A 24,272-nucleotide genomic window follows, 5' to 3' on the forward strand; every position below is an offset into this window, starting at 1 on the left:
AAGGGCATATCTTATGGCAAAAATAGAAGTAAAACAAGTATCAGTGACATTCACTCATAAAAAACAAATCAAAAAAGCAGTGGATTCCGTTGATTTTTCCGTTCAAGCTGGAGAAGTATACGGGATCGTCGGATTGAGCGGGGCTGGGAAAAGTACCTTGGTTCGTACGTTGAATCTACTGCAGGTGCCCTCTAGCGGTCAAATTCTGATTGATGGTCAAGACATCACGCAAGCCAAAGGCAAACACTTGCGTGAAGTACGACAAAAAATCGGGATGATCTTTCAGCATTTCAATCTGATCCATAATCGAACCATCAAGGAAAATTTAGCCTTTGCTTTGCGCGCTGGTGATTATCCGAAAGATCAGCAAGAAGCGAGGATCAAGGAACTGTTGGAAATGGTGGATCTGCCTCACAAAATTCACGAGTATCCGAATAATTTGTCTGGGGGAGAAAAGCAACGAATCGGCATTGCACGAGCGATTGCCAACGAACCTGAGATTTTGTTGTGTGACGAAGCTACCAGTGCGTTAGATGTTGAAACGACTGAAGAAATTTTGAAATTATTGATCCGAATCAAGGAACAGACAGGCATCACCATCGTCTTTATCACTCATGAATTGGATGTTGCCCGTAAGTTTTTTGATCGGGTGGCAGTGATGGAAAAGGGGCGCATCGTTGAAGAACAAACGACCTATGGCTTGTTCAGTCAGCCTAAACAGCCTATTACGAAAAAACTGGTAGGCCGCTACTTGGATCTGACGCTTCCTGAAGAGATTCTAGCATCTTTCACGCAAGGCGACTTGCTGGAATTGCGCTACCAAGGTGAGTATACGTTAGAACCGCTGATTTCGACTGTAGCGAAAGCCTACGATGTGTCGATCAATATCATCCATGGGAAAATTGAGTATATCAAAAAAGATGTGATCGGTATTTTGTATATCTATTTGACGGGACCTGCCGAAGAAGCAGCAAAAGCCCAAGAACACTTAGCTGCGAACGTCTTTTCTCTAAGAAAGATAGGTGAGAAAAATGGCTGAAACGATTGAGATTTTAAAAACAAACCTGCCTCAAGCACTATGGGAAACATTCTTTATGGTGGGGACCTCAGCAATTATAGGAGTAGTTTTCGGCTTATTAATTGGATTAGTCCTGTTTTTAGTCGGCAGTAACCTTTTTCATAAAAATATTTTCTTGCATCATCTGGCCGATTTTGTCGTCAATGCAATCCGTTCGCTGCCATTTTTGATCTTATTGATTACGCTGATTCCGTTATCAGCGATGCTGATCGGTGATCCTTATACCCCAGCGGGTGGTGCGATTGCTTTATCGATTGCCGCGATTCCTTTTTACGCCCGAATCGCTGAATCCGCATTTGCCGAAATCGACTATGGCGTCCTTGAAGCCAGCGTCGCTTCTGGAGCATCGACGGGACAGATCGTTCGCGAAGTGATTTTACCAGAAAGTCTGCCAGCTTTGATTCGTGGATTTGTGCTAACTTTGATCAGTCTTTTAGGCTACTCAGCGATGGTGGGAACAATTGGCGCAGGCGGCATTGGCGATTTAGCAATTCAGTATGGTTATTATCGCTATGAAACGGCGATTTTGATTGTGGTGATTCTCCTGCTGATTCTTCTGGTACAAATCATCCAGTGGGTCGGCGATGCTTGTGCGAATCATTTCTCAAAATAATATCCAACGCTTTGTAGTTCCTTTTCGAATACACTTGAGTTATCGCTTCTGTTATTACTCTACAGAAGCGATTTTTTTTACTTACAGGTCACTGATTTTTGGTTGCACCTCTAATGGTTTTTCGGTATGCTGATGGTGAGTTGTTTTTTTACAGCGAAAATTATATTTTAAAGGAGCAACACTATGACTCAAATTCCTAACTGTCCAAATTGCCAATCTGAATACGCTTATGAAGACCGTGGGCTGTTTGTTTGTCCTGAATGCGGAAACGAATGGCAAGAGCAACAAGCGATGGAAGAAGCACCCGTATATAAAGATGCCAACGGCAATATTTTAGTCGATGGCGATACAGTAACGGTCATCAAAGACTTGAAAGTCAAAGGCGCATCTGACGCCATCAAACAAGGAATGAAAGTGAAAAACATCAAATTAGTCGAAGGCGACCACAACATTGATTGCAAGATCGATGGCTTCGGCGCAATGAAACTAAAATCAGAATTTGTAAAAAAAGGTTAAAAACAAAATCTTCCAGTCATCTTCATAATTTTTTCACCACTTTAATGGTAAAATAAGGTCAAAGATTAAAAGGGGGAATTTTATCGTGTATGGTATGGGCGGATACGGGTTCGGCTTTTTTTATGACCCGACTTTCATTCTTGTAATTATCGGTATGGTGATTTCGCTAGCAGCGTCAGCGTACGTCAAAAGTACCTTTAACAAATATGACAAAGTCAGAAGTAAAAATAATATTACCGGCACAAAAGCGGCGCAGTACATCTTGCAAAGCCAAGGAATCAATAATGTGGGTGTGCAAGCGATCGCTGGTGATTTGACGGATAATTACAATTCTGGCAACAAAATGCTGAGTTTATCGCAATCCACTGCACAATCAACTTCGGTAGCAGCAATCGGTGTTGCGGCCCATGAGTGTGGACACGCAGTCCAAGATGCCAAAGGTTATTTTCCTTTGCGTTTGCGTCATGCGATCGTACCGATCGCTAATATCGGAACCAGCATCTCGATCCCATTGATTTTGATTGGGGTCCTATTACGAGGATCGTTTCTGATCAACTTAGGCTTGTTGGCTTTCTCATTGGCGTTTATTTTCCAATTAGTGACCTTGCCAGTCGAGTTCGATGCCTCAAAACGGGCGATCCGTATTTTGGCAGATGGTGGCTTGTTAACAGAAGATGAAGTACCACAAGCAAGAAGAGTGCTCTTTGCCGCAGCGTTGACGTATGTCGCAGCTGCCGTAGCAACCTTATTGCAGCTCTTACGTTTGATTATTTTATTCGGTAATAACAACCGTCGGAATTAGAAAATGGAAACAAATAATAACAAAGTGGCTCAATCAAGATTTCTTGGTTGAGCCGCTTTTTGTATGGAATATTATGATTTAACGAAAACTTTTGACAGGTGCTCTGTCCAAAAATCAGTAAAATCTTTGATGGTTCCATCTTTATTTAGCTGTGCCTGTTCAAATACTGATTTATTCTTACCGAATGGATCAATTGCGATAATTGTTCCAATCCCAGCACGCTTGGCAGCAAGCAAACCTGAATAAGCATCTTCGATAACAAGACAATCTGCAGGAGCTAAGCCCAATTTGCCAGCCGCTTTAAGAAAAATATCCGGTTGCGGTTTTCCAGGAAAAGAGCCATCGTCATAGACGATCTTATCCCAATCAAACCAGCGAGCTAAATCGAAAGTATCAAAATAAAAAGCAACATTCTCTTTAACAGTAGCGGTGGCGATCGTTAATGGAATCTGCTGGTCAGTCAGCTGATCAAGAGTCGCTTCAAGCCCCTTTGTCAATTGGAGATCGTTCTTATTTTGCAAGCAAAGCATACGATAATAGCTTTCTTTTTCTTCTGACAATACGGCGATCTCAGAGGCGGTCAAATGTTCTGAAATGAAATGTTTTAAAATCTCCGTATTCGTTCGACCATGGATATTTTTTAAAATATCCTCATCTGATAAACCATCTTTTGTATGATCATGAATCATGTGCAGCCAAGCAGCTTCATGTAGATGAGAGTCCAAAAACATTGTTCCGTTGAAATCAAAAATAATCCCTTTCATAGTTACGCTCCTATAGTGGTATTTTCGGTTGAATCAGCAATTTGCAGATCGACATATTGTGCATAGTGCTCTTGAACCTCTCGCGAGATCTGGCGATCCGTAATGAGTAAATCGAAATCATGTAAATTATAAAACACATAAAAATCATCGCGATTGAACTTTTTGTTATCAACGAGCAGATATTTCTTGCGAGAATTATTTAATGCGATCTGCTGCGCTTCTCCTTCTTCTGTACTGTAAGTAGAAATTGCTTCGTTGTGAACGCCATTTGAACTGATAAATGCTTTTGTAAACTTTAGTCTTCTTAAATTGTCGTTGGTGATTGGTCCAACAAATGCGCCGGTATTTTTACGGAAATCACCACCAATTAGTAAAATTTCTGGTCCATCTGCTTGCGCAAGAATATCAAAAACCGGGTAATTGTTTGTAATAATCCGAATTTTCTTGTTCAGTAAATGGGTCGCCAAAAGTTCGATTGTTGTACCTGGTCCTAAAAAAATTGTTTCGCCTTCTTGAATTGAGGAGGCTGCTGCGGCAGCAATTTCTTTTTTTTCTTGAATCTGCAGAGTGGCTTTTTCGGTGTGAGAAAGTTCTTGATCTAAAGTGTAGGAAAGACTTTGCGCCCCTCCATGGACACGTAGCAGCTTGCCCGATTTTTCTAATTCATCTAAATCTCTGCGAACGGTCATATCAGAAACATCTAATTGATTGATGATTTCATTAACGGTAAGGATTCCTTTTTTATTGACCATTTCTACGATAGTAAACAATCTTTCTTTTTTCAGCATCGTCTTCACCTCTAATTTAAGGATAATCTACCATATAATCGGATAACAGTCAATCTGTTTCAAACAAAAACAAACAATTATTTGCGTGATACATGTTTATTTCAATGGTTTTTATCATTTTTTTCGATTTTTGTGATTATTTATGTTTGTTTTTGTTGACAAATGTTTTGGATGCGATTACAATTCAATCAGTTAGAAAGTGTGGAAACTGATTATAGATTTGAGGAGAGATGTACATGCTTAAATTACCAGAAGATTTTATTTTTGGTGGAGCCACAGCAGCCTATCAGGTTGAAGGAGCCACTAAGGAAGGCGGCAAAGGCGCTGTTGCTTGGGATGATTTTTTAGAGGAACAGGGTAGATTCAGTCCCGATCCGGCAAGTGATTTTTATCATCAATATGCAAAGGATATTGAATTGTGTGAACGATTTGGTGTGAATGGGCTAAGATTATCCATTGCATGGAGTCGAATTTTTCCTGATGGTGATGGGGAACCGAACCCAGAAGGAATCGCTTTTTATCATCGTGTGTTCGAAGAATGTGCGAAAAGAAACGTAACGCCGTTTGTGACATTGCATCATTTTGATACCCCTAAACGTTTGTTTGACCAGGGAGATTTTTTGAATCGAGAAACAATAGAAGCATTCGTTTCCTATGCCATTTTTTGTTTTCATGAATTCAAAGAAGTGAAAGTGTGGAGTACCTTTAATGAAATCTATCCTGTTGCGACCAATCAATATTTGTTAGGCGTTTTCCCGCCAGGAATCAAATATGATTTTACAAAAATCATCGCCTGTCTTCATAATATGATGGTTGCCCATGCACGTGTAGTGAACTATTTCAAAGAAAACGAACTTCCAGGCGAAATCGGTGTCGTTCACTCATTGGAGACGAAATATGCGGCAACAGATGCTCCAGAAGATAAGCATGCAGCCTTTTTAGACGATGCATTGTCGATCCGCTTCTTATTAGATGCTACTTATTTAGGCTATTATTCAACTGAAACCTTGACTGCTCTTGATGAGATATGTGAAGCAAATCAGGCCAGCTATCATTTTCCTGAAGAAGATTTTGTCGAATTGAAAAAAGCCTCCACGCGTAATGACTATTTAGGGATCAATCACTACCAATGCCATTTTGTCAAAGCTTACGATGGAGAAAACGCGATCCATCATAATGGCACGGGTGAAAAAGGGACCTCTGTTTATAAAGTGAAGGGGATCGGAGAACGCATTTATAAAGAAGGAATTCCTCGAACAGATTGGGACTGGCTGATTTATCCAGAAGGGCTTTATGACTTGTTGTTGCGAATTAAAAGCGATTACCCGCATTACAACAAAATCTATATCACTGAAAACGGCATGGGGTATAAAGACCAGTTTGAAGATGGCATCATTATGGATCAGCCGAGAATCGACTATTTGAGAGTCTATTTGGAATCCTTAAGCAAGGCGATAACAGCTGGGGTAAATGTGAAGGGATATTTTTTGTGGTCGCTTATGGATCTTTTCTCATGGACAAATGGGTATAACAAAAGGTATGGCTTGTTTTATGTTGATTTTGAAACCCAGAAGCGTTACCCGAAAGAGTCAGCATACTGGTACAAATTAGTTAGTGAAACCAAAACGATTATTTAATAAGTAATAATGGAGGAAGAAAAGATGAATAAAGAGGAATTACAAATGCTTGGTTTTGAGATCGTTGCTTATTCAGGGGACGCTCGCAGTACATTATTGAAATTATTGAAAGAAGTAAGACAAGGGAACTTTGAGCATGTTGATTCAGCACTGAAAGAAGCCGACGAAAATTTAACCCTTGCACACAATTCGCAAACGAAAATTTTAGCGGAAGAAGCATCGGGAAAAGAGATGGAGATGGGATTCATTTTTATCCATGGACAGGATCATTTAATGACCACTTTGTTGCTGAGAGATCTGATTCAAGACTTTATTGCACTGTACAAGCAGAATCAAGGATAGGAGAAGAACGCTATGGATGGAATCATTAAACAAATCGAAAAAGGGAAACCGTTTTTTGAAAAAATCTCACGCAATAGTTATCTGGGAGCCGTTCGTGACGGATTTTTAACAGCGATGCCGGCTATTTTATTCTCAAGCATATTCATTTTGATTGCTGCGGTTCCTGAGATTTTTGGTTACCAATGGCCTGAAGCTGTCTCCACTTGGTTGTGGAAAGTCTATAATTATTCGATGGGGGTTGTAGGGTTACTTGTTTCAGCAACCACTGCTCGCTGCTTGGCTGATTCGATGAATCGCCGCTTACCGAAAAACAAAGTAATCAACACGACTTCTGTGATGCTGGCTTCTGTGGTAAGTTTCCTGTTGTTAAGCGTCTCTCCAATCGAAGGCGGATTTTCAACGGAATACATGGGGACAAAGGGGCTTTTGGCGTCCTTTGTCGCTGCATTTTTAACAGTTAATTTATATAAGTTTTGTGTGCTGAAAGATATTACCATTAAGATGCCTAAAGAAGTTCCTGGTACGATTTCGCAAACCTTCCGAGATATTTTTCCTTTCTCTTTTTCAGTATTTGCGGCCGTTTTAATTGATTTAGGTATTCGGCAAATTTTCCAAATCTCATTTGCAGAAGCAATCATTACTGTGCTGCAGCCATTATTCACAGCAGCCGACGGTTATTTAGGAATCGCTATTATCTGGGGAGCGATGGCGCTATTTTGGTTTGTCGGTGTTCATGGACCGTCGATCGTGGAACCAGCAATTGCAGCAATTATCTATGCCAATGTGGAAACCAATCTGCAATTGTTCAATTCCGGTGAGCAAGCTTCAAAAGTACTGACAGTCGGTTTAGGAAATTTTGTAGGAACTATGGGAGGAACTGGGGCCACATTGGTCGTTCCTTTTATCTTCTTACTCTTTGCTAAGTCTAAACAATTGAAGGCAGTCGGGAAAGCTTCCTTTATTCCAGTAAGTTTTGCTGTCAATGAACCATTGTTGTTTGCAGCACCCATGATTTTGAATCCTTATTTTTTCATTCCGTTTTTGTTAACACCAGTTGTAAACGTTTGCTTGTTTAAGTTTTTTGTCGATGTGCTAGGCATGAACAGTTTTATGTACGTTTTACCTTGGGCAACTCCGGCACCGATCGGTTTGGTTCTAGGAACAGGCATGGGGGTGTTAGCCTTTGTTTTAGCAGCGGTTCTAATCGTCGTTGACTTCCTGATCTATCTACCATTTTGTAAAGCATACGATGCTGTTTTAGTAGAGCAAGAAGCACAAAAAGCGGAAGTGATCGCAACCGAAGAAGGTGCTTCTGCTGCTATACGTGAGGAAGTACCTGTGGCAGCGAGACAAATTATCAGCGATACAAATAAAGAAATCAATGTGTTGGTGCTTTGTGCTGGAGCAGGGACAAGTGCGATGTTAGCTAATGCTTTAAAAGAAGGTGCATCTGAATCGAAAGCACCGATCAGTGCAATGGCGGGTGCTTATGGTTCTCATTACGAAATGCTGAAGGATTTTGATATGGTGGTCTTAGCACCGCAAGTCAATTCTTACTATGATGATATCAAAGAAGATACCGATCGCTTAGGAATCAAGCTGGTTGCGACAAAAGGAGCAGAATATATCGGATTAACGAGAGATCCTGAAAAAGCCGTTCAATTTATTCTGAGCCAATTTCAATAAAGGAGGAGCAAATGAATGAAAAAGGGAGCTTGGTTGCGTAAAGTCGCTTTATTTGCAGCTGTGATAGGGACTTTGGGGGCTGTTTCAAAAACAGTTGAAGCATCTGCCAGCGAGTTTATTCGCGGAGCAGATATTTCAATCTTGTCAGATATGGAAAAATCTGGTGCAAAATATTATGAAGATGGTATTTCAAAAGATGCCTTAGAGATTCTAAAAAATAATGGTGTCAACTATGTTCGACTGCGTTTGTGGCAGGATCCTTATAATAGTAACGGAGAAAGTTATGGGGCAGGGACAAATGATCTGGAAACGACGATTGCCCTTGCAAAACGAGCAAAAAGTCTTGGACTCAACGTGTTGCTAGATTTCCATTACAGTGATTTTTGGGTTGATCCTGGGAAACAGAATGTTCCTAAAGCGTGGCAAGATCTGAACTTTGAAGAAATGAATACGGCATTGTATGACTATACAAAGAACGTTCTGTCGGAAATGAAGCAGCTAGACGTTTATCCTGATATGGTTCAGATCGGCAATGAACTGAATAGTGGCATGCTCTGGCCTTATGGCAAGTCTTGGGGAGAAGACGGGGGAGAGTTTGATCGATTGGCTACTTTTTTGAAGTCTGGTGTCCAAGCTGTTCGAGACACTCAACCTAAAACAACTCCAGTAATGCTCCACTTAGCTGATGGTGGCGATACAGGAGCATTTACTTGGTGGTTTGATGAAATCACCAGTCGGGGTGTGTCATTTGATTTAATTGGAGTATCGTATTATCCGTATTGGCACGGTTCAATGAATGAACTTCAAACCAATATGAATACGATCAGTCAACGGTATGGCAAAGAAGTGATCGTAGTTGAAACAGCTTATGGGCATACAACAGCGAATGCAGATACTATGCCAAATGCCTTTGGCGAAGCCGAAGCAGCGGCGGGGGGATATGAACCAACGCCGTCAGGACAAGCAGAGTATTTGCTGGATCTAGCCGATCGTATTCAAGCGGTGCCGAATGATCGCGGGGCGGGCTTCTTTTACTGGGAACCTCTTTGGTACAACGGAAACGTGAGTTGGGCAACACAAGCAGGTATGAATTATCTCGGTGTTCAATCCACTATGGGAAACGAATGGGACAACCAGGCGATGTTTGATTTTGCTGGAAACGCCTTGCCAAGCTTGCGTGCGTTTAAACAAGCAGGGACGCAAACAAATCTGGTTAAAAATGCAAGTTTCGAGAGCGATGGACCAACGACCAGTCCTTCTGATTGGCAAACGTGGTTTCAACAAGGAACAGCTGAAGGTACGATCAAAACGGAAGCAGGGACTTTTTTTGGAGACTACAAATTAACTTTTTGGAAGGACCAAGCTTACGAGGCATCAGCTTATCAAAATATTAGTGGCATCAGCGATGGAACTTACACATTGAGTGCCTACGTAATGTCTGGGGGAGAGTTTGATACCAATCAGTTATATATCAAAAATTATGGTGGAGCGGAACTAAATACTGCGGTTGATAAAACCAGTGAATGGACAAAAATTACAATCAAAGACATTCCAATTACAACAGGTGTTTGTGAAATCGGGGTTTATAGCAAGGCTTCAGCAAATGCTTGGACGAACGTTGATTTTGTTTCGTTGGTGAAACAATAGTCTAAGGATTGCTGCGATTGATCCTCAGAGCTCCCTTTCAACCGCATCACTAGCGTAGAAGGCAGGAATCGAACCTGCACCTCGTCTTTGCCAAAAATAACCAGAAATACGTTCCGATCATTTTTACCAAAACGAGTAAAGCGCCAGACTTCATCTACACTTTGTATTATGCCAAAGAGAGTTCAACGATTTCGTAAGAAGCAATGAAAAATTTGCAAAAAGTTGTGCAGAAAACATGAAGGTTGTTTAAGAAAGAATAACCATAGAATTTAGTCGAGAAAAAGAAGGAACCAGCTGTATCAATAAGTAAAGCGGTTTGTCTGGAAACTTCGTTTTTTTCTGAAAAAATCAAATAAAGTTTTCTTGACATTTGCTAGGTGAGAATGTATCATTCTGTTTGGGCACTCTTTACAAGAGTCAGAAAGTGATTTAGAATTTTCGCTCCCTATTCATTTATGGATAGGGAGCTTTTATTATTTTCTAAATGCTTTTCCTGTAAAATAGATTAAAGGAGTTTTTCAGTTTATGACAAAATATATTTTTGTAACCGGCGGTGTGGTTTCTTCTATTGGTAAAGGGATCGTAGCAGCATCATTAGGACGTCTGTTGAAAAATCGCGGCTTGAAAGTAACGATTCAAAAATTCGATCCGTACATCAACGTCGATCCAGGAACGATGAGCCCATACCAACATGGTGAAGTATTCGTAACCGATGATGGAGCAGAGACCGACTTAGACTTAGGTCACTATGAACGCTTTATCGATATCAATTTGAACAAATACTCAAATGTAACAACTGGAAAAATCTATTCAGAAGTTTTGCGGAAAGAGCGTAAAGGAGAATACTTAGGCGCGACTGTTCAAGTGATCCCGCATATCACCAACGAGATCAAAGAAAAAATCATGCGGGCAGCCAAAATGACTGATTCAGATGTGATCATTACAGAAGTCGGCGGTACAGTAGGGGATATTGAATCATTACCATTTCTAGAAGCTTTGCGTCAAATGAAGGCAGACGTAGGTTCAGACAATGTGATGTACATCCATACGACGCTGATTCCTTATTTGAAAGCAGCAGGCGAAATGAAAACCAAACCGACACAACATAGTGTGAAGGAACTGCGCGGCTTAGGGATTCAACCAAATATCTTGGTCGTTCGGACAGAACAACCCGTAGGACAATCAACGAAAAACAAATTGGCACAATTCTGTGACGTGGCACCAGAAGCCGTGATCGAATCTCGTGACGTTGAGACCCTTTATTCGATCCCATTGGCACTGCAAGCGCAAGGCATGGATCAAATCGTGTGTGATCATTTGAAACTGACTGCACCAGCTGCTGACATGACCGAGTGGCAAGCATTGGAAGAAAAGGTACTGAATTTGAAGAAAAAAGTACGCATCGCATTAGTCGGAAAATACGTGGAATTGCCAGATGCTTATCTATCAGTTGTCGAAGCTTTGAAACATTCTGGTTTTGCCTTTGATGCTGACATCGAGATCGATTGGATCAAAGCCCAAGAAATCACACGAGAAAACGTGGATTCTTACTTAGGTGAAGTAGACGGTATTCTCGTTCCTGGTGGATTCGGTGATCGCGGGATTGAAGGAAAAATCGAAGCGATCCGATATGCTCGGGAAAACGATGTGCCATTCTTAGGGATTTGTCTAGGGATGCAAATGGCTTGTGTGGAATATGCCCGCAATGTCGTTGGCTTGGAAAATGCCAATTCCGCAGAAACCGATCCTGAAACAGCCAACAACATCATTGATTTGATGGCTGACCAAGAAAACATCGAAAACTTAGGTGGGACATTGCGCTTAGGCTTGTACCCATGTAAAGTGAAAAAAGGCACCAAAACAGCTGCAGCTTATGACGGAGAAGAAGTTGTTCAAGAACGTCACCGTCATCGTTATGAATTCAACAACAAATACCGTGAAATCTTTGAAGCAAACGGGATGGTTTTCTCAGGTGTATCACCAGACAATCGTTTGGTTGAGATCGTTGAGATCCCAGAAAACAAATTCTTCGTGGGTTGCCAATTCCACCCAGAATTGATTTCTCGTCCAACTCGCCCACAACGCTTGATCAAAGCCTTTGTTGGAGCTTCATTGGATAACCGCCAACCATAATAATCGCTAGCGGCAAACCAAGCAATGAATGTGCGAAACTCCTCATCTCAAGATGGGGAGTTTTTTTGAGTTGCGCCATCCCAGTAGTCCGTAAAAGGTTGAAACTTGCATGAGCGTTGGTAGAAGGTATCCATTTCTGCACACAAAAAACTTCCGTCAAAACGACCGGAAGTTTTTGGCTGATGCATTATTTTTTTCGCTAGCAGTTTGAATGAAATCCGCCAGCGGGAAACCCATGTTGATTTGCTGGTGCCTAGAGAGGATTATTCTTTTAGCTTATACCCTTGATCTAAGAGCATTTCCTCTGTACGTTCCATGCTGATCCCATTTTCGGTGTTTCCTTCGAAACTAACCCCAGGCAATTGTTTCGCTGAATCATAATCCAACTCATCATAATTGATGGTCAATGATTCAGTCGCTTCACTATCTGTATAGTCGAGGGAATAGTCCAACCCTTTGACTTGCTGATACTGTTCTGCAATCGGATCAAGCACGGTTTGTGCTTCTTCTTTAGTCGTTACCCCGATCGCTGAATAAGGCATGACATTGTTCGCAGTCTGAGTTTTTACTTTATCGCCTTCATAAGTGAAGACCAGTTCCATCGAAACCCCATTTTGATCCATTGTGAATGTTTTGGTTTCTTCCTTGGCCCCCGAGCTACAGCTTGCCAAGAAAAGAACTCCGATGACTGCCAAAAATCCAATAAGCGCTTTTTTCATTTTATCCCTCCTTTTTTACATAATAATATAGCCGCTTTCACAAGGCTATTCTTATGCTCAAAAGAGAAGAAGAAAGGATTTGCTGGAAGATTATGATAAAATAACGAAAAAATATGTGAAATTTTTCTCGAATTTTCACATGCCGATTTGTTATCTAACGACCACAGACAGAAGAGCAAAACCTTACAGAATCCTAGACTTTCAGAAAAGATGATGAAAATGCTGGATTTTTATATTTGTGCAATCTTTTTTTGAAAAGAGAAATTCCTCTTTTTAGTAGCAAATACCGCAAATCTTTGCTAAAATAGCATTGTCGGTTAAGCATTGCTTAACAAATAAAGTTTTTCAAAACTTAGGAGGAATTTTTTATGCCAGTAGTATCAGGAGCTGAATTCTTAAAAGCTGCTCGTCAAGGCGGATATGCAGTCGGCGGATTCAACACAAACAACTTAGAATGGACACAAGCGATTTTAAAAGCTGCTGAAGCGAAAAAAGCGCCAGTTCTAATCCAAACTTCAATGGGTGCTGCCAAATATATGGGCGGATACAAAGTTGCTAAAGACATCGTTACAAACTTGGTTGATTCAATGAACATCACTGTTCCAGTTGCAATCCACTTAGACCACGGTGATTATGATGCAGCAATGGAATGTATCGAAGTTGGTTACACTTCTGTTATGTTTGATGGCTCTCACTTACCATTTGAAGAAAACTTGAAATTGGCTAAAGAAGTTGTCGAAAAAGCACACGCAAAAGGCGTTTCTGTTGAGTGTGAAGTTGGTTCAATCGGCGGAGAAGAAGATGGAATCATCGGTTCTGGCGAATTAGCTGACATCGAAGAATGTAAACAAATGGTTGCAACTGGTATTGATTACCTAGCTTGCGGAATTGGTAACATTCACGGTCAATACCCTGAAAACTGGAAAGGCCTTGCTTTTGACCACTTACAAGCAATCGCTGATGCAGTAGGTTCTGATGTACCATTAGTATTACACGGTGGTTCTGGTATTCCTCAAGACCAAATCGAAAAAGCAATCTCAATGGGTGTTTCTAAAGTAAACGTAAATACTGAATTCCAATTATCATTTGCTAAAGCAACTCGTGAATACATCGAAGCTGGCAAAGATAAAGAAGGTAAAGGATTCGACCCTCGTAAATTATTAGCACCAGGTGTTGCTGCAATCGTTAAAGATGCAGAAGAACACATCGACTGGTTCGGTTCAGCTGGTAAAGCTTAATCTTAATCAAAGATCAAAACTCTTAGAATCACCGATTCTAAGAGTTTTTTTGCTTTCCAAGAAAATATTCTTGATGCGGGGATCAAAAATATCCTGCATCTTTTTTCTTTGAGTGATCTGTGCTAAAATTGGAATGGTACACATAAATTAAAAAAGAGTATAGGTGGAATTCCATGAAAAAAATTGTCATCAACGGCAATCGTCCCTTAAAAGGTGAAGTCACCATTAGCGGCGCAAAAAACAGTGCTGTCGCATTGATCCCGGCAGCGATCTTAGCTGATTCACCGGTCATTTTAGAAGGAGTGCCTGACATTCAAGATGTGCACTCATTAATTGAGATTATCGAAATCATGGGTGTGAAGACCCATTTTGAAAACAATACGCTAGAGATCGATCCGACAAACATCGTTTCGATCCCGATGCCTAACGGAAAAATCAATAGTCTACGAGCTTCTTACTATTTCATGGGGGCATTGTTGGCGAAGTTTGGTGAAGGCGTCGTTGGATTGCCTGGCGGCTGCTTCTTAGGTCCGCGACCAATCGATTTGCATATCAAAGGCTTCGAAGCACTTGGCGCAAAAGTCACCAACGAACATGGTGCTATGTATTTGCGTACCGAAGAAGAAGGCTTGACTGGCGAACGGATCTTCCTAGATATGGTCTCCATCGGAGCAACCATCAATGTGATGCTGGCAGCAGTAAAAGCCAAAGGCAAAACGATCATTGAAAATGCCGCACGAGAACCTGAGATCATTGATGTTGCGACCCTTTTAAATAATATGGGGGCGAAAATCAGAGGTGCAGGTACCAATGAAATTCGTATCGAAGGCGTGGAAGAATTGCACGGTTGTCGCCATTCCATCATTCCAGACCGGATCGAAGCAGGAACCTACCTTTCTTTAGCCGCAGCAGCGGGGGAAGGCATTACTGTCAAAAATGTGATTTATGAGCATTTAGAAAGCTACATTGCGAAATTGGAAGAAATTGGCGTACGAATGGATATCAGCGAAGATGAAATCTATGTGCATCCCTCAAAAGACTTGAAACCAGCGACTGTGAAAACCTATCCTTATCCAGGATTTGCCACAGACCTGCAACAGCCGATCACACCATTATTGCTAAAAGCAAACGGAACATCGGAGATCATGGACACGATTTACGCCAAACGGGTCAACCATATTCCTGAATTAGCACGAATGGGCGCACAAGCAACGACAGAAGGCAACATGATTTTTGTTAGCGGACCGAGCCAATTGCACGGAGCAGAAGTTGTCGCTTCTGATTTACGAGCAGGAGCTTGCCTTGTCATTGCCGGATTGATGGCGACTGGCACGACCAGCGTCTTTAATGTCGAGTATATTTTGCGCGGCTATGATCATATCATCGAAAAACTAACGGCTCTTGGAGCTGATATTCAAATGATAGAGGAGTAATTATGAGCGATTATCTTACGATGGCAGAGTTGGAAAACAAAACCTTAAAAGAGATCTACACCTTTGCCAAAGAGTTTCGAATTCCTTATTACAGCCAGATGAATAAAAAAGAATTGTCATTGGCTGTGATACGGGCGCAGGCGGAAAAACAAGGCTTCTTTTATATGGAAGGAATCTTGGATATCGTAGGCCAAGAAGGCTACGGTTTTTTACGCCCAATCAACTACGGACCGAGTGCAGAAGATATCTATATTTCTTCATCACAGATTCGTCGGTTTAGTTTGCGTAATGGTGATAAAGTCGCCGGTAAGGCGCGCCCGCCCAAGGAATCTGAGCGCTATTATGGATTGATGCACGTTGAGTCTGTTAATGGCAAAGATCCAGAAGATGCCAAAGAGCGTCCGCATTTTCCAGCGCTGACGCCGCTTTATCCGAATCGTCATTTAAAATTAGAAACAACGTCAGGACGCCTTTCTACGCGGATGATCGACATGCTGTCGCCAGTGGGTTTTGGACAACGGGGACTGATCGTTGCTCCGCCTAAAGCTGGGAAAACCAGTATCTTGAAAGAAATTGCCAATGGGATCACTGACAACTATCCTGAGGTGGAATTGATCGTTCTTTTGATCGACGAGCGCCCAGAAGAAGTGACTGATCTGGAACGCAGTGTCAAAGGAGATGTTGTTTCTTCAACCTTTGACCTGCAGCCTAGCAACCATACCCGTGTTTCTGAATTGGTACTAGAACGGGCGATGCGTTTGGTAGAAGACAAGCGTGATGTCGTGATTCTGATGGATAGTATCACTCGTTTGGCAAGAGCCTACAACTTAGTGGTACCTCCAAGCGGACGTACACTAAGCGGCGGGATCGATCCAGCTGCTTTGTACAAACCAAAGAAATTTTTTGGTGCTGCCCGTAATATTGAAGAAGGCGGCAGTTTGACGATTCTTGCCACCGCACTGGTGGATACCGGCAGCCGCATGGATGATGTCATCTATGAAGAGTTTAAAGGAACCGGCAATATGGAGCTGCAGCTTTCTCGCAGCTTAGCAGAACGTCGGATCTTCCCAGCGATCGACATCAAGAAATCTGGTACCCGTAAAGAGGAATTGCTGATGAGCAGCGAGCAATTGGAAGAAACCTGGCGCTTACGCAACAACATGTTGGGGGATTCCTTGGAGTTCACAGAACAATTCATTCAATTCTTGCGTAAAACAAAGAACAATGAAGAGTTTTTAGCGGCTTTTCATGATGTCCATTTCGGAGACAAACGGCAAAAAAGAAATATAAAAAGATAATTGCATCTAAAAACCAAACATGGTAAGATAGTCATGTTGTAAAATCGACAAATCAACTCTGGTGAAGCAAATGAGCCAGGGCAAAGGAGAGAAGAAGAAATGAAACAAGATATCCATCCAGATTATCATCCAGTTGTATTCATGGACTCAACTACTGGTTTCAAATTCTTATCAGGTTCTACAAAGAATTCTCAAGAAACTGTTGAGTGGGAAGACGGCAACACGTATCCATTGATCCGTGTCGAAGTAACTTCTGATTCACATCCATTCTACACTGGACGTCAAAAATTCACACAAGCAGACGGACGTGTGGACCGTTTCAACAAAAAATACGGTCTCAAAGACACAAACGCTGCAGAATAAGACAAATAACTGCAAATGTTGTTTCGACAACATTTCAGAGGTTTCCCTTTTACGAGGGAAACCTTTTTTGTTTTTATAGGTAATAGACACGCAACTGCTAAAGCGAAAGAAACCATTCAGAATCTGTTACAAGTAAAGTAAGAGGACTCAATAGATCAGTAAGACAAGAATGTGGAAATTAGCACTATAACGAATCCTATCTAAAAATTTTCTTAAATGAAGCAGTGATCAAGAGTGATTTGTTTTAACCTTCGATTGTTATTGAATATTCAAGCTTCAATTGACTTTTAGCTTAAATAAAATTATCATTAAATTAATAATATCCCTATATAAGTTTATTATTTTGACTTATTTCACCGAATTCAAACGATTTTTTGAGAAAAGTAGATTTTTCCTCTCTTAAGAACCAGTTTTATTCTACATAATTAAAGACCACTTACTAGCTAAGCTTTAACTAATCACATCCAAAACAATCAAGAAAGGAAGAGACATGTTTTCATTTAAGAAAAAGAAGGAAGTTATTAATTTACCAGAACTAAGCAACTTTAATGAACGTACATACCCGAAAAAATTGAAAAAGATTGTGGCTCAATTAGAAACCTGTAAATCTGAGGATTTGAATTATATTGCTGAATGTATTTTATAAAAGATGGGATATACCGTCCAAAACATCGATGGTTACAAAGATGGTGGTATTGATGTGTATGCTTTTTCTAATAATAAAAAGGCAATAGCGGTCCAATGTAAAGCTTGGAATCCGCAAAAGACAACGGAGCGGATCAGTAAGCCACTCGTTGCCGCATTTAAATGGATTTTTCCAGACAAAGGGTTTCCCAATGGGCTTTTCATCACTACACATTTTTTTACAGATCAAGCATTAGAAATAGCCGGTGATAATCTACTGTTGGTTGACAGAAAAAAGCTGATTGAGCTGCTTGCGCATTTTTATCCAGAAATGATCAGTGAGTTATTTTATTATAAAACCTTGACTGAATTAGAAGAATGCAAGAGTTGTAAAAATGGGAAGAAGTTGAAACTTTATAATAAGAAGAAACGCAACTATTACTATATCTGTGAAACATGTGGAGAGTATAGCTCGTTTAATTATTCATCATGAAAAAAAACAAGAGAAAAGCGTAATGAATGAACGGATATCCGTTATTCATTACGCTTTTTTCGCGACTTATGTCACAGTCATTTTTTTTCTCAAATTAATTTTAACAAATGTGTCCTATACGTCGGGTGTAATGACTAAAACAGCCTCGTTTGTTTCGGTAGGTTCGTAGCCAGCTTCCCGTGTTTTTGACGACTTAAAGTGTATTTGAATAGAAGAAAACGTAAGAAATGGCAATCAAGCAAACCAACAATAAACCAGAGAGTGACAGAAAAAGCAGCATGATTCGTTTCTTCTTCAATCCAAGTACAAGTATCACTACATTCAATAGAAAGAAAACAAGTAAAATCGCTAAATATTCCATAACTGGTCCTCTTTTACGTTTTTATTTATCTTACCAGAGATTGGCTGCTTTTCCTAGCAGAAATTGGCTGAAAATGGCTTATTCAAGCGTCTTTCAAAATACTGTAAGTTAAATGAATTAAGGAAAACCAAGAGAACTTTTATGGCTCTGAGACGCTTGCGGCTTGTTTTTGCCAAGCATCATATTTTAACAATAAGTACTCGATCACAAAGAAAAGTGTGGCGGTCGTTTCAAAGGGAGCGATCGCATTTTCGGTTGACTGGATCTCTGGATTTAAAAAGAAAATCGTTTCAGAACAGAGTTTAGAAACCGTTGAGTTTCTCAGCTTCGTGATCCCGATCGTGTTGATGTTGCGCTGTTTCAGTTGCTTTGCTAGTTTGACAACGGTGGGTGACTCACCATTTAAAGTAATCAAAATCACTAAATCATCTGGCTCGATGATGCGATAAAATTGTTCATTGACTGAGATCGCACCAAAATCGTAGACAAGTAGTCCATTAGGCAAAAATAAGAGTTTCATATAATTGGAAACAAGGTTTTGAATGTCCCCTGAACCATAGACAAAGATTCGTTTGGCATGAGCCATCATCTTGCACAATGCTGTAAAATCTTTCTTTTTTAAATTTTCAATCGTTTGAATATGATTGTCGAGAATTTCGCCTTCAATCTCAGAGAGTAGGGCATTTTCTTGTTGTACCTCGTTCTTTAAATGGTATTTGAATTCTGAAAAGCCATCAAAGCCGATTTTTTGACAAAAGCGCATAATCGTCGTCCTAGAAACGATGCACTCCTTGGCTAAATCATTGATGGACATTGCCAAGCAGTGCTTTTTGTGAGTTGTGATGTAGGACCAGATCAAAAAGTCATTCTCGGTTAATCTTGACTGGTAGGTAGTGATACGGTCTTGCAGCATAGGCTATCTCCTCATTTTATCTCTCCATTGATTCTGTGTGACAATTCACATTTTATGTGAAAAAAACCTTTCAAATGTGAGAAACTTTTAAACAACGGAAAAGGGTTTCATAGCATCATTTTAATAGTAAAATGAGAATCAGTAAAGCGCTTAACTAAAAAACGTGAAGGACGAAAAACTATGATGAAAAAAATACAAAGGTTCGGCGGAGCGATGCTGGCACCGGTCATGCTGTTTTCCTTTTTTGGGATCGTTATCGGCTTTTCTCTGCTGTTTTCGAATCAAACGATCATGGGGGACATCGCAGCACCGGATACCCTCTGGTTCAAATTTTGGAATGTGATTGCAGCAGGAGGCTGGACACCCTTCTTCCAATTGCCACTTCTATTTGTAGTAGGGCTGCCGATCAGTCTAGCTAAAAAATACGCCGCCCGTGCTACGATGGAAGCACTCGTTACTTATATCGCTTTTAATTATTTTGTAAATGCAATTTTAACTTTGTGGCCAGAATCATTTGCGGTGGATTTAGCTCAAGGGGCAACTGCTGGTTCTGGGTTGACATCGATTGCGGGAATCATCACCTTAGATACCGGCATGATGGGCGGCTTGCTGATTTCGGGAATCGTTGTCTATCTCCACAATCGCTTTTATGAAAAAGAATTGCCAGAAATGCTGTCGAATTTCAGTGGCTCAGTCTTTGTAACCATGATTTCCTTATTTGCCATGGTTCCTTTGGCAGTACTCATGTGTTTTGTCTGGCCAGTTATCCAAGAGGGAATGAGAAGCATGCAAGGCTTTTTCATTGAATCAGGAAACTTCGGTGTCTTTATTTATCAGTTCTTGCAAAAAATACTGATTCCAACAGGCTTGCATCACTTTGTTTATGCACCGTTTGCCTATGACAGTACGGTTGTCGAAGGGGGAATGGCCGTTTATTGGGCCTCCCACATTGGCGAGTTCCAAACTACTGCGTTTTCGCTGAAAGAGCTCTATCCGTTTGGTGGTTTCTCACTATCAGGAATGTCGAAAGTCTTTGGAACGGCAGGTCTGAGTTTAGCGATGATCCAAGCGGCTCGGCCTGATAAAAAGAAAAAAGTGATCGCATTGATTGCACCGGCAGCATTGACGGCTATTTTGACCGGAATCACTGAACCAATCGAGTTTACTTTCTTGTTTGTTGCACCAGCATTATGGTTTGTTCATGCTTTACTGGATGCTTCGATCGCCACAATCTCCTATGCTTTCGGGGTTGTCGGGGACTTTGGCGGCGGATTGATCAACTGGTTAGGTCTAAATTGGCTGCCCTTGTGGAAATTTCACAGTTCAACTTATATTACCCAAATCATTATCGGGCTGATTTTTACCGCTATCTGGTATTTTGTGTTCTCCTTTATGATCAAGAAGTTCAACTTAAAAACGCCTGGACGTGAGGATGATACTGCAGCAATGCAGTTGTATACAAAAGCAGATTATGACAACAAAAAGCAAGATGAAAAATTACCAAAACATGTGCGGCAAGCACAGGCCTACATGCACTTGGTAGGTGGAAAAGACAATGTCATTGATGTAACGAATTGTGCGACACGCCTGCGTTTGACTGTTAAGGATGCCGCCAAAGTTGCAGATAGTACGCAGTTTCAAGAAGCAGGTGCCTCAGGACTGGTCAACCCGGGAAATGGCGGCATTCAAATCATTGTAGGATTAACGGTACCAACGGTTAGAGAATCATTCGAAGAACTAATGGCCGAATAAAACAGAATCACAAGGAGGAACAAGTACCATGAGTAAGAAAAAAAGTTCAATTTTAATTGCAGGTGGCGGAAGTACCTATACACCATCGCTGGTTATGATGTTATTAGAAAGTCAAGAGCGCTTTCCAGTTAGAAAAATCAAATTCTATGACAACGATGAAAAGCGTCAAGAAACCGTAGCAAAAGCTTGTGCAATCATTATTGCTGAGCGAGCGCCAGAAGTGCAGTTCGAATATTCAACCGATCCAAAGGAAGCTTTTACGGATGTGGATATCGTGATGGCACAGCTTCGTGTCGGCAAATATGCTATGCGGGAACAAGATGAGAAAATTCCTTTCAGGCATAATGTTGTCGGACAAGAGACCTGCGGACCTGGTGGTTTAGCTTATGGCCTGCGCTCGATTGGACCGATCTTAGAACTAGTCGACTACATGGAAAAATACTCGCCAGATGCCTGGCTTTTGAACTATTCTAACCCAGCAGCAGTCGTTGCCGAAGCGACCAGAAGATTCCGACCAAATTCAAGAATCATCAATATTTGTGATATGCCAGTTTGTTTGGAAGATATCATGGCGCGAGTGATTGGGTTGAAGGATCGGAAAGAATTTGAGACGAGCTATTTCGGCTTGAATCATTTTGGTTGGTGGACCAGCATCAAAGACCATGACGGCAATGACTTAATGCCACAGATCAGTGCGCATGTTCAAAAGTACGGCTACACCGAACAAACACAAAAAGGCCAGCATAAAGAAAGCAGTTGGCTGGAAACGATGTGGGCGGCTAAAGATCTGCACGAAATTGAACCAGAATTTTTATCGAATACCTATCTGAAATATTATTTGATGGCTGATGAAACGGTGGCTCATGCGGACAAAGAGTATACCCGTGCCAATGAGATTATTGACGGACGAGAGAAGTATGTGTTTGATGAATGCCGACGAATCGTTGCAAACAACACAGCAGTTGATACAACATTTGCCTCAAACGAACATGCGTCCTTTATTACAGACCTTGCTTGCGCACTAACCTTTAATACGAAAGAACGCATGATTCTTATTGTTGAAAACAACGGCGCAATTGCCAACTTTGCCCATGATGCAATGGTGGAACTACCTTGTCTAGTTGGAAAAGATGGCTACGAAGTCTTGTCGATCGGTGATATTCCAACATTCCAAAAGGGATTGATGGAGCAGCAGATCGCATCTGAAAAATTGGCAGTTGATGCTTGGGAACAAGAGTCTTACCAAAAATTATGGCAGTCCTTTACTATGAACAAAACTGTACCAAGTGCGAAAGTCGCCAAAGAAATATTAGATGAAATGATTGTGGCGAACGAACCATATTGGCCAGAACTAAAATAGGTCCAGCAGGTAAAAGGAAAGGGATCGGCTGAAGGAATTTCCTTCAGCCGATCATAAACAAAGAATGGAAATCAAACACAAATTTCAAGTAATCTATTTTGTTCAATATGCAACGATGGCGATTTTGATGACACAAATCGTTCCTTTTTTAACTGAGCAAGGCTATGATGCGCTTGAAAGAGGCTGGTTTTTAGCCTCCTACAGCATCACGACAATTCTTTTTCAGTTAGTGATCGGCTATTATTCGGACAAGAGCAAACGATTAAAACGTATTTCGATGCTTCTGATGATCTTTCTGGTTTTCTTCTCCATTAGTTTTTATTGGTTAGGAAAAGACCACTGGCTGATCCATCTTCTGGTATTGGCTATTGCGGGTGGATTAGCCAATACAACAGCAACGGTGCTCGATAACTGGGTATTATCGGAGTCCAGTACTTCAAAAAGAATTGCTTCAATCAAAGCAAACGGCTCTTTAGGGTGGAGTATGATGAGTGTCTGCGTGCCATTCTTTTTATTTTCCAATAATTATCGCTGGTTTAGTTTGCCGCTGCTCCTCTTTTTGCTTATCAATTATACATTTTCACGAACGATCCCAGAGAAAAACGCCTTACCGCAAAAGCAAGGAACAGCAACAAACAGCGGTGTCTCGCTGGCAGACATTCTTCTGTTATGCAAAGACCGACGCTTTTTGGTTTATACGGGACTGTTCTTTCTCTTGTACTTGACAATCGTTGCGAACAATACGGTCGTTATCGACAAGCTGATTACAATGGAAAGAGGCAGTGAATTTGTTGGTCTGAAATGGTCGATCCAATCCTTTTGTGAAATTCCAGCGTACCTTTTGCTGAATCGCATGATTGCTAAATGGAAAAATGAGCGCTTGATTTTGATTGCAGGCATATTTTTAACCTTACAATTTTTTGTCTATTGGCTTGCTAGTAGCCCATTCTTACTTTTGGCAGCCAGTTTTCTGCAGTTTTTCACTGTACCGGCATTTACCATCGGCAGTCGAATGATTATCAGTGCTATTACACCGCCAGCTGTTTTTTCTTCTGGACAACTGATATCGATCAGTGTGTACATTGGTGCGGCATCGTTTCTTTCGCCATTAGCTGGCGGCTTTCTTTCGCAGGTGCTGTCCCTCGATACTGCCATCTTTATCTTTGGTTTATTGCCCTTCGTAGCTTTTCTTATCTATTCTAGCTGTCAGAGAACACTGTCGGCAATCTAAGGAGGAATTACGGATGCTTTTTAAAAGAAAAATAGAAATTTGTGCACCGGCAACAGGCCGACTGCTACCGATCGAAGAAGTACCAGATGAGGTATTTTCGTCTAAAATGATGGGAAATGGATTTGCCGTTTCTCATCATCACGGAAAAATCTATGCACCAGCAGCCGGGACGGTTCGAACGATTTTTCCAACACAGCATGCCTTAGCCGTTGAGTTGGTGGATGGCCGTTCCCTTTTGATCCATATGGGAATTGAAACAGTGGCGTTAGCAGGGGAGCCCTTCACGATCGCGGTCCAAGAAAACCAGTCAGTCACGACAGGTGAGTTGCTGGCAGAAATGGATGTAGCAGCAGTTGAGGAAATGGGCAAAGAGACCATGGTGATCGTTGTCTTCATGGAGGAACAAGGCGGGAATTGCCTGCGAACAGATGGCGATATTCAGCAAGGAGAGGCTGTTTTTCACTTGAAATAACCGAATAAA

The 24,272-nt window shown here is 41.2% G+C and carries 23 protein-coding genes; 19 read left to right on the forward strand and 4 right to left on the reverse strand.

Going from position 1 to position 24,272, the window contains the following annotated elements; translation table 11 throughout:
* Positions 1–13: 13 nt before the first annotated feature.
* The 4 genes from IGJ05_RS11860 to IGJ05_RS11875 all read left to right on the forward strand — a co-directional run bounded on the left by IGJ05_RS11860 (position 14) and on the right by IGJ05_RS11875 (position 3,009).
* A complete protein-coding gene (locus IGJ05_RS11860) occupies positions 14–1,039 on the forward strand; it encodes a methionine ABC transporter ATP-binding protein (protein ID WP_010749974.1) in 1,026 nt (341 codons plus the stop codon).
* Positions 1,032–1,691 (forward strand): methionine ABC transporter permease, encoded by a 660-nt coding sequence (locus tag IGJ05_RS11865; protein ID WP_010749973.1) that lies wholly within the window; start codon positions 1,032–1,034, stop codon positions 1,689–1,691. The genes IGJ05_RS11860 and IGJ05_RS11865 overlap by 8 nt, the downstream gene beginning before the upstream one ends.
* A gap of 183 nt (positions 1,692–1,874) precedes the next feature.
* Entirely contained in the window at positions 1,875–2,207 is a 333-nt protein-coding gene (locus IGJ05_RS11870; RefSeq protein ID WP_266167170.1) for a zinc ribbon domain-containing protein YjdM, read from the forward strand.
* 94 nt (positions 2,208–2,301) lie between these two features.
* On the forward strand, positions 2,302–3,009 hold the full coding sequence (locus IGJ05_RS11875; protein WP_005228270.1) for a zinc metallopeptidase: 708 nt from the start codon (positions 2,302–2,304) through the stop codon (positions 3,007–3,009).
* A 71-nt stretch (positions 3,010–3,080) separates the two neighbouring features.
* On the opposite strand, the gene IGJ05_RS11880 is transcribed toward IGJ05_RS11875, so the two are convergent.
* Both IGJ05_RS11880 and IGJ05_RS11885 read right to left on the reverse strand, forming a co-directional pair.
* Positions 3,081–3,773, reverse strand: coding sequence for an HAD family hydrolase (locus tag IGJ05_RS11880; RefSeq protein WP_010749970.1), 693 nt, complete (start codon positions 3,771–3,773; stop codon positions 3,081–3,083).
* 2 nt (positions 3,774–3,775) lie between these two features.
* The gene (locus IGJ05_RS11885; RefSeq protein WP_010749969.1) at positions 3,776–4,561 is read right to left on the reverse strand and encodes a DeoR/GlpR family DNA-binding transcription regulator; all 786 of its coding nucleotides are present in this window, start codon (positions 4,559–4,561) and stop codon (positions 3,776–3,778) included.
* A 236-nt stretch (positions 4,562–4,797) separates the two neighbouring features.
* On the opposite strand from IGJ05_RS11885, the gene lacG reads away from it, so the two are divergent.
* The 5 genes from lacG (at position 4,798) to IGJ05_RS11910 (ending at position 12,006) form a co-directional block, all read left to right on the forward strand.
* A complete protein-coding gene (gene lacG / locus IGJ05_RS11890; RefSeq protein WP_010749968.1) occupies positions 4,798–6,198 on the forward strand; it encodes a 6-phospho-beta-galactosidase in 1,401 nt (466 codons plus the stop codon).
* A gap of 24 nt (positions 6,199–6,222) precedes the next feature.
* Complete coding sequence (locus IGJ05_RS11895; protein ID WP_010749967.1) at positions 6,223–6,540, forward strand: PTS lactose/cellobiose transporter subunit IIA; 318 nt, start codon at positions 6,223–6,225, stop codon at positions 6,538–6,540.
* Positions 6,541–6,552: 12 nt separating this feature from the next.
* Positions 6,553–8,226 (forward strand): PTS lactose transporter subunit IIBC, encoded by a 1,674-nt coding sequence (locus tag IGJ05_RS11900; RefSeq protein ID WP_010749966.1) that lies wholly within the window; start codon positions 6,553–6,555, stop codon positions 8,224–8,226.
* 15 nt (positions 8,227–8,241) lie between these two features.
* On the forward strand, positions 8,242–9,873 hold the full coding sequence (locus tag IGJ05_RS11905; RefSeq protein ID WP_081116040.1) for a glycoside hydrolase family 53 protein: 1,632 nt from the start codon (positions 8,242–8,244) through the stop codon (positions 9,871–9,873).
* A 525-nt stretch (positions 9,874–10,398) separates the two neighbouring features.
* Positions 10,399–12,006 carry a CTP synthase gene (locus IGJ05_RS11910; RefSeq protein WP_060791466.1) on the forward strand — a complete coding sequence of 536 codons (1,608 nt, stop codon included), beginning with the start codon at positions 10,399–10,401 and terminating at the stop codon, positions 12,004–12,006.
* Positions 12,007–12,269: 263 nt separating this feature from the next.
* Here IGJ05_RS11910 and IGJ05_RS11915 read toward each other — a convergent pair whose 3' ends face one another.
* The gene (locus IGJ05_RS11915; RefSeq protein WP_005233973.1) at positions 12,270–12,725 is read right to left on the reverse strand and encodes a YehR family lipoprotein; all 456 of its coding nucleotides are present in this window, start codon (positions 12,723–12,725) and stop codon (positions 12,270–12,272) included.
* 368 nt (positions 12,726–13,093) lie between these two features.
* Here IGJ05_RS11915 and IGJ05_RS11920 point away from each other — a divergent pair, with 368 nt between their 5' ends.
* The 6 genes from IGJ05_RS11920 (at position 13,094) to IGJ05_RS11945 (ending at position 18,647) form a co-directional block, all read left to right on the forward strand.
* Positions 13,094–13,963: a class II fructose-bisphosphate aldolase gene (locus IGJ05_RS11920; protein ID WP_005228297.1), complete on the forward strand. Its 870-nt coding sequence runs from the start codon at positions 13,094–13,096 to the stop codon at positions 13,961–13,963.
* Positions 13,964–14,136: 173 nt separating this feature from the next.
* Complete coding sequence (locus tag IGJ05_RS11925) at positions 14,137–15,396, forward strand: UDP-N-acetylglucosamine 1-carboxyvinyltransferase (protein WP_005228299.1); 1,260 nt, start codon at positions 14,137–14,139, stop codon at positions 15,394–15,396.
* Positions 15,397–15,398: 2 nt separating this feature from the next.
* The gene (gene rho / locus IGJ05_RS11930; protein ID WP_005228301.1) at positions 15,399–16,694 is read left to right on the forward strand and encodes a transcription termination factor Rho; all 1,296 of its coding nucleotides are present in this window, start codon (positions 15,399–15,401) and stop codon (positions 16,692–16,694) included.
* A 99-nt stretch (positions 16,695–16,793) separates the two neighbouring features.
* Positions 16,794–17,057, forward strand: a complete 264-nt coding sequence (locus tag IGJ05_RS11935; RefSeq protein WP_005233979.1) for a type B 50S ribosomal protein L31 — start codon at positions 16,794–16,796, stop codon at positions 17,055–17,057.
* A gap of 649 nt (positions 17,058–17,706) precedes the next feature.
* Positions 17,707–18,174 (forward strand): restriction endonuclease, encoded by a 468-nt coding sequence (locus tag IGJ05_RS11940; RefSeq protein WP_266167171.1) that lies wholly within the window; start codon positions 17,707–17,709, stop codon positions 18,172–18,174.
* A gap of 227 nt (positions 18,175–18,401) precedes the next feature.
* On the forward strand, positions 18,402–18,647 hold the full coding sequence (locus tag IGJ05_RS11945) for a hypothetical protein (protein ID WP_016608418.1): 246 nt from the start codon (positions 18,402–18,404) through the stop codon (positions 18,645–18,647).
* Positions 18,648–18,674: 27 nt separating this feature from the next.
* Here the strand turns inward: IGJ05_RS11945 and IGJ05_RS11950 are convergent, their stop codons facing one another.
* On the reverse strand, positions 18,675–19,448 hold the full coding sequence (locus IGJ05_RS11950) for a MurR/RpiR family transcriptional regulator (RefSeq protein ID WP_010749961.1): 774 nt from the start codon (positions 19,446–19,448) through the stop codon (positions 18,675–18,677).
* Positions 19,449–19,628: 180 nt separating this feature from the next.
* Between IGJ05_RS11950 and IGJ05_RS11955 the strand changes: the two genes are divergently transcribed.
* From IGJ05_RS11955 to IGJ05_RS11970, 4 genes are all read left to right on the forward strand, one after another.
* Positions 19,629–21,200, forward strand: a complete 1,572-nt coding sequence (locus IGJ05_RS11955) for an alpha-glucoside-specific PTS transporter subunit IIBC (RefSeq protein ID WP_266167172.1) — start codon at positions 19,629–19,631, stop codon at positions 21,198–21,200.
* A 28-nt stretch (positions 21,201–21,228) separates the two neighbouring features.
* Positions 21,229–22,560, forward strand: coding sequence for a 6-phospho-alpha-glucosidase (locus tag IGJ05_RS11960; protein ID WP_010749959.1), 1,332 nt, complete (start codon positions 21,229–21,231; stop codon positions 22,558–22,560).
* A 64-nt stretch (positions 22,561–22,624) separates the two neighbouring features.
* On the forward strand, positions 22,625–23,791 hold the full coding sequence (locus tag IGJ05_RS11965) for an MFS transporter (RefSeq protein WP_010749958.1): 1,167 nt from the start codon (positions 22,625–22,627) through the stop codon (positions 23,789–23,791).
* Between the two features lie 13 nt (positions 23,792–23,804).
* Complete coding sequence (locus IGJ05_RS11970) at positions 23,805–24,263, forward strand: PTS sugar transporter subunit IIA (protein WP_081116043.1); 459 nt, start codon at positions 23,805–23,807, stop codon at positions 24,261–24,263.
* Positions 24,264–24,272 lie beyond the last annotated feature (9 nt).

The organism is Enterococcus sp. AZ167, from assembly GCF_051714025.1.
GTDB classification, from domain to species: domain Bacteria; phylum Bacillota; class Bacilli; order Lactobacillales; family Enterococcaceae; genus Enterococcus_D; species Enterococcus_D casseliflavus.

Bases quoted from the DNA above. Each gene is read 5' to 3' on its own strand.
- IGJ05_RS11960 (WP_010749959.1), top strand. From the start codon at position 21,229: ATGAGTAAGAAAAAAAGTTCAATTTTAATTGCAGGTGGCGGAAGTACC.
- IGJ05_RS11910 (WP_060791466.1), top strand. From the start codon at position 10,399: ATGACAAAATATATTTTTGTAACCGGCGGTGTGGTTTCTTCTATTGGT.
- IGJ05_RS11895 (WP_010749967.1), top strand. From the start codon at position 6,223: ATGAATAAAGAGGAATTACAAATGCTTGGTTTTGAGATCGTTGCTTAT.
- IGJ05_RS11935 (WP_005233979.1), top strand. From the start codon at position 16,794: ATGAAACAAGATATCCATCCAGATTATCATCCAGTTGTATTCATGGAC.
- IGJ05_RS11950 (WP_010749961.1), bottom strand. From the start codon at position 19,448: ATGCTGCAAGACCGTATCACTACCTACCAGTCAAGATTAACCGAGAAT.
- IGJ05_RS11955 (WP_266167172.1), top strand. From the start codon at position 19,629: ATGATGAAAAAAATACAAAGGTTCGGCGGAGCGATGCTGGCACCGGTC.
- IGJ05_RS11880 (WP_010749970.1), bottom strand. From the start codon at position 3,773: ATGAAAGGGATTATTTTTGATTTCAACGGAACAATGTTTTTGGACTCT.
- IGJ05_RS11905 (WP_081116040.1), top strand. From the start codon at position 8,242: ATGAAAAAGGGAGCTTGGTTGCGTAAAGTCGCTTTATTTGCAGCTGTG.
- IGJ05_RS11870 (WP_266167170.1), top strand. From the start codon at position 1,875: ATGACTCAAATTCCTAACTGTCCAAATTGCCAATCTGAATACGCTTAT.
- IGJ05_RS11965 (WP_010749958.1), top strand. From the start codon at position 22,625: ATGGAAATCAAACACAAATTTCAAGTAATCTATTTTGTTCAATATGCA.
- rho (WP_005228301.1), top strand. From the start codon at position 15,399: ATGAGCGATTATCTTACGATGGCAGAGTTGGAAAACAAAACCTTAAAA.
- IGJ05_RS11875 (WP_005228270.1), top strand. From the start codon at position 2,302: ATGGGCGGATACGGGTTCGGCTTTTTTTATGACCCGACTTTCATTCTT.
- lacG (WP_010749968.1), top strand. From the start codon at position 4,798: ATGCTTAAATTACCAGAAGATTTTATTTTTGGTGGAGCCACAGCAGCC.
- IGJ05_RS11945 (WP_016608418.1), top strand. From the start codon at position 18,402: ATGGCAATCAAGCAAACCAACAATAAACCAGAGAGTGACAGAAAAAGC.
- IGJ05_RS11940 (WP_266167171.1), top strand. From the start codon at position 17,707: ATGGGATATACCGTCCAAAACATCGATGGTTACAAAGATGGTGGTATT.
- IGJ05_RS11920 (WP_005228297.1), top strand. From the start codon at position 13,094: ATGCCAGTAGTATCAGGAGCTGAATTCTTAAAAGCTGCTCGTCAAGGC.
- IGJ05_RS11970 (WP_081116043.1), top strand. From the start codon at position 23,805: ATGCTTTTTAAAAGAAAAATAGAAATTTGTGCACCGGCAACAGGCCGA.
- IGJ05_RS11885 (WP_010749969.1), bottom strand. From the start codon at position 4,561: ATGCTGAAAAAAGAAAGATTGTTTACTATCGTAGAAATGGTCAATAAA.
- IGJ05_RS11865 (WP_010749973.1), top strand. From the start codon at position 1,032: ATGGCTGAAACGATTGAGATTTTAAAAACAAACCTGCCTCAAGCACTA.
- IGJ05_RS11860 (WP_010749974.1), top strand. From the start codon at position 14: ATGGCAAAAATAGAAGTAAAACAAGTATCAGTGACATTCACTCATAAA.
- IGJ05_RS11915 (WP_005233973.1), bottom strand. From the start codon at position 12,725: ATGAAAAAAGCGCTTATTGGATTTTTGGCAGTCATCGGAGTTCTTTTC.
- IGJ05_RS11900 (WP_010749966.1), top strand. From the start codon at position 6,553: ATGGATGGAATCATTAAACAAATCGAAAAAGGGAAACCGTTTTTTGAA.
- IGJ05_RS11925 (WP_005228299.1), top strand. From the start codon at position 14,137: ATGAAAAAAATTGTCATCAACGGCAATCGTCCCTTAAAAGGTGAAGTC.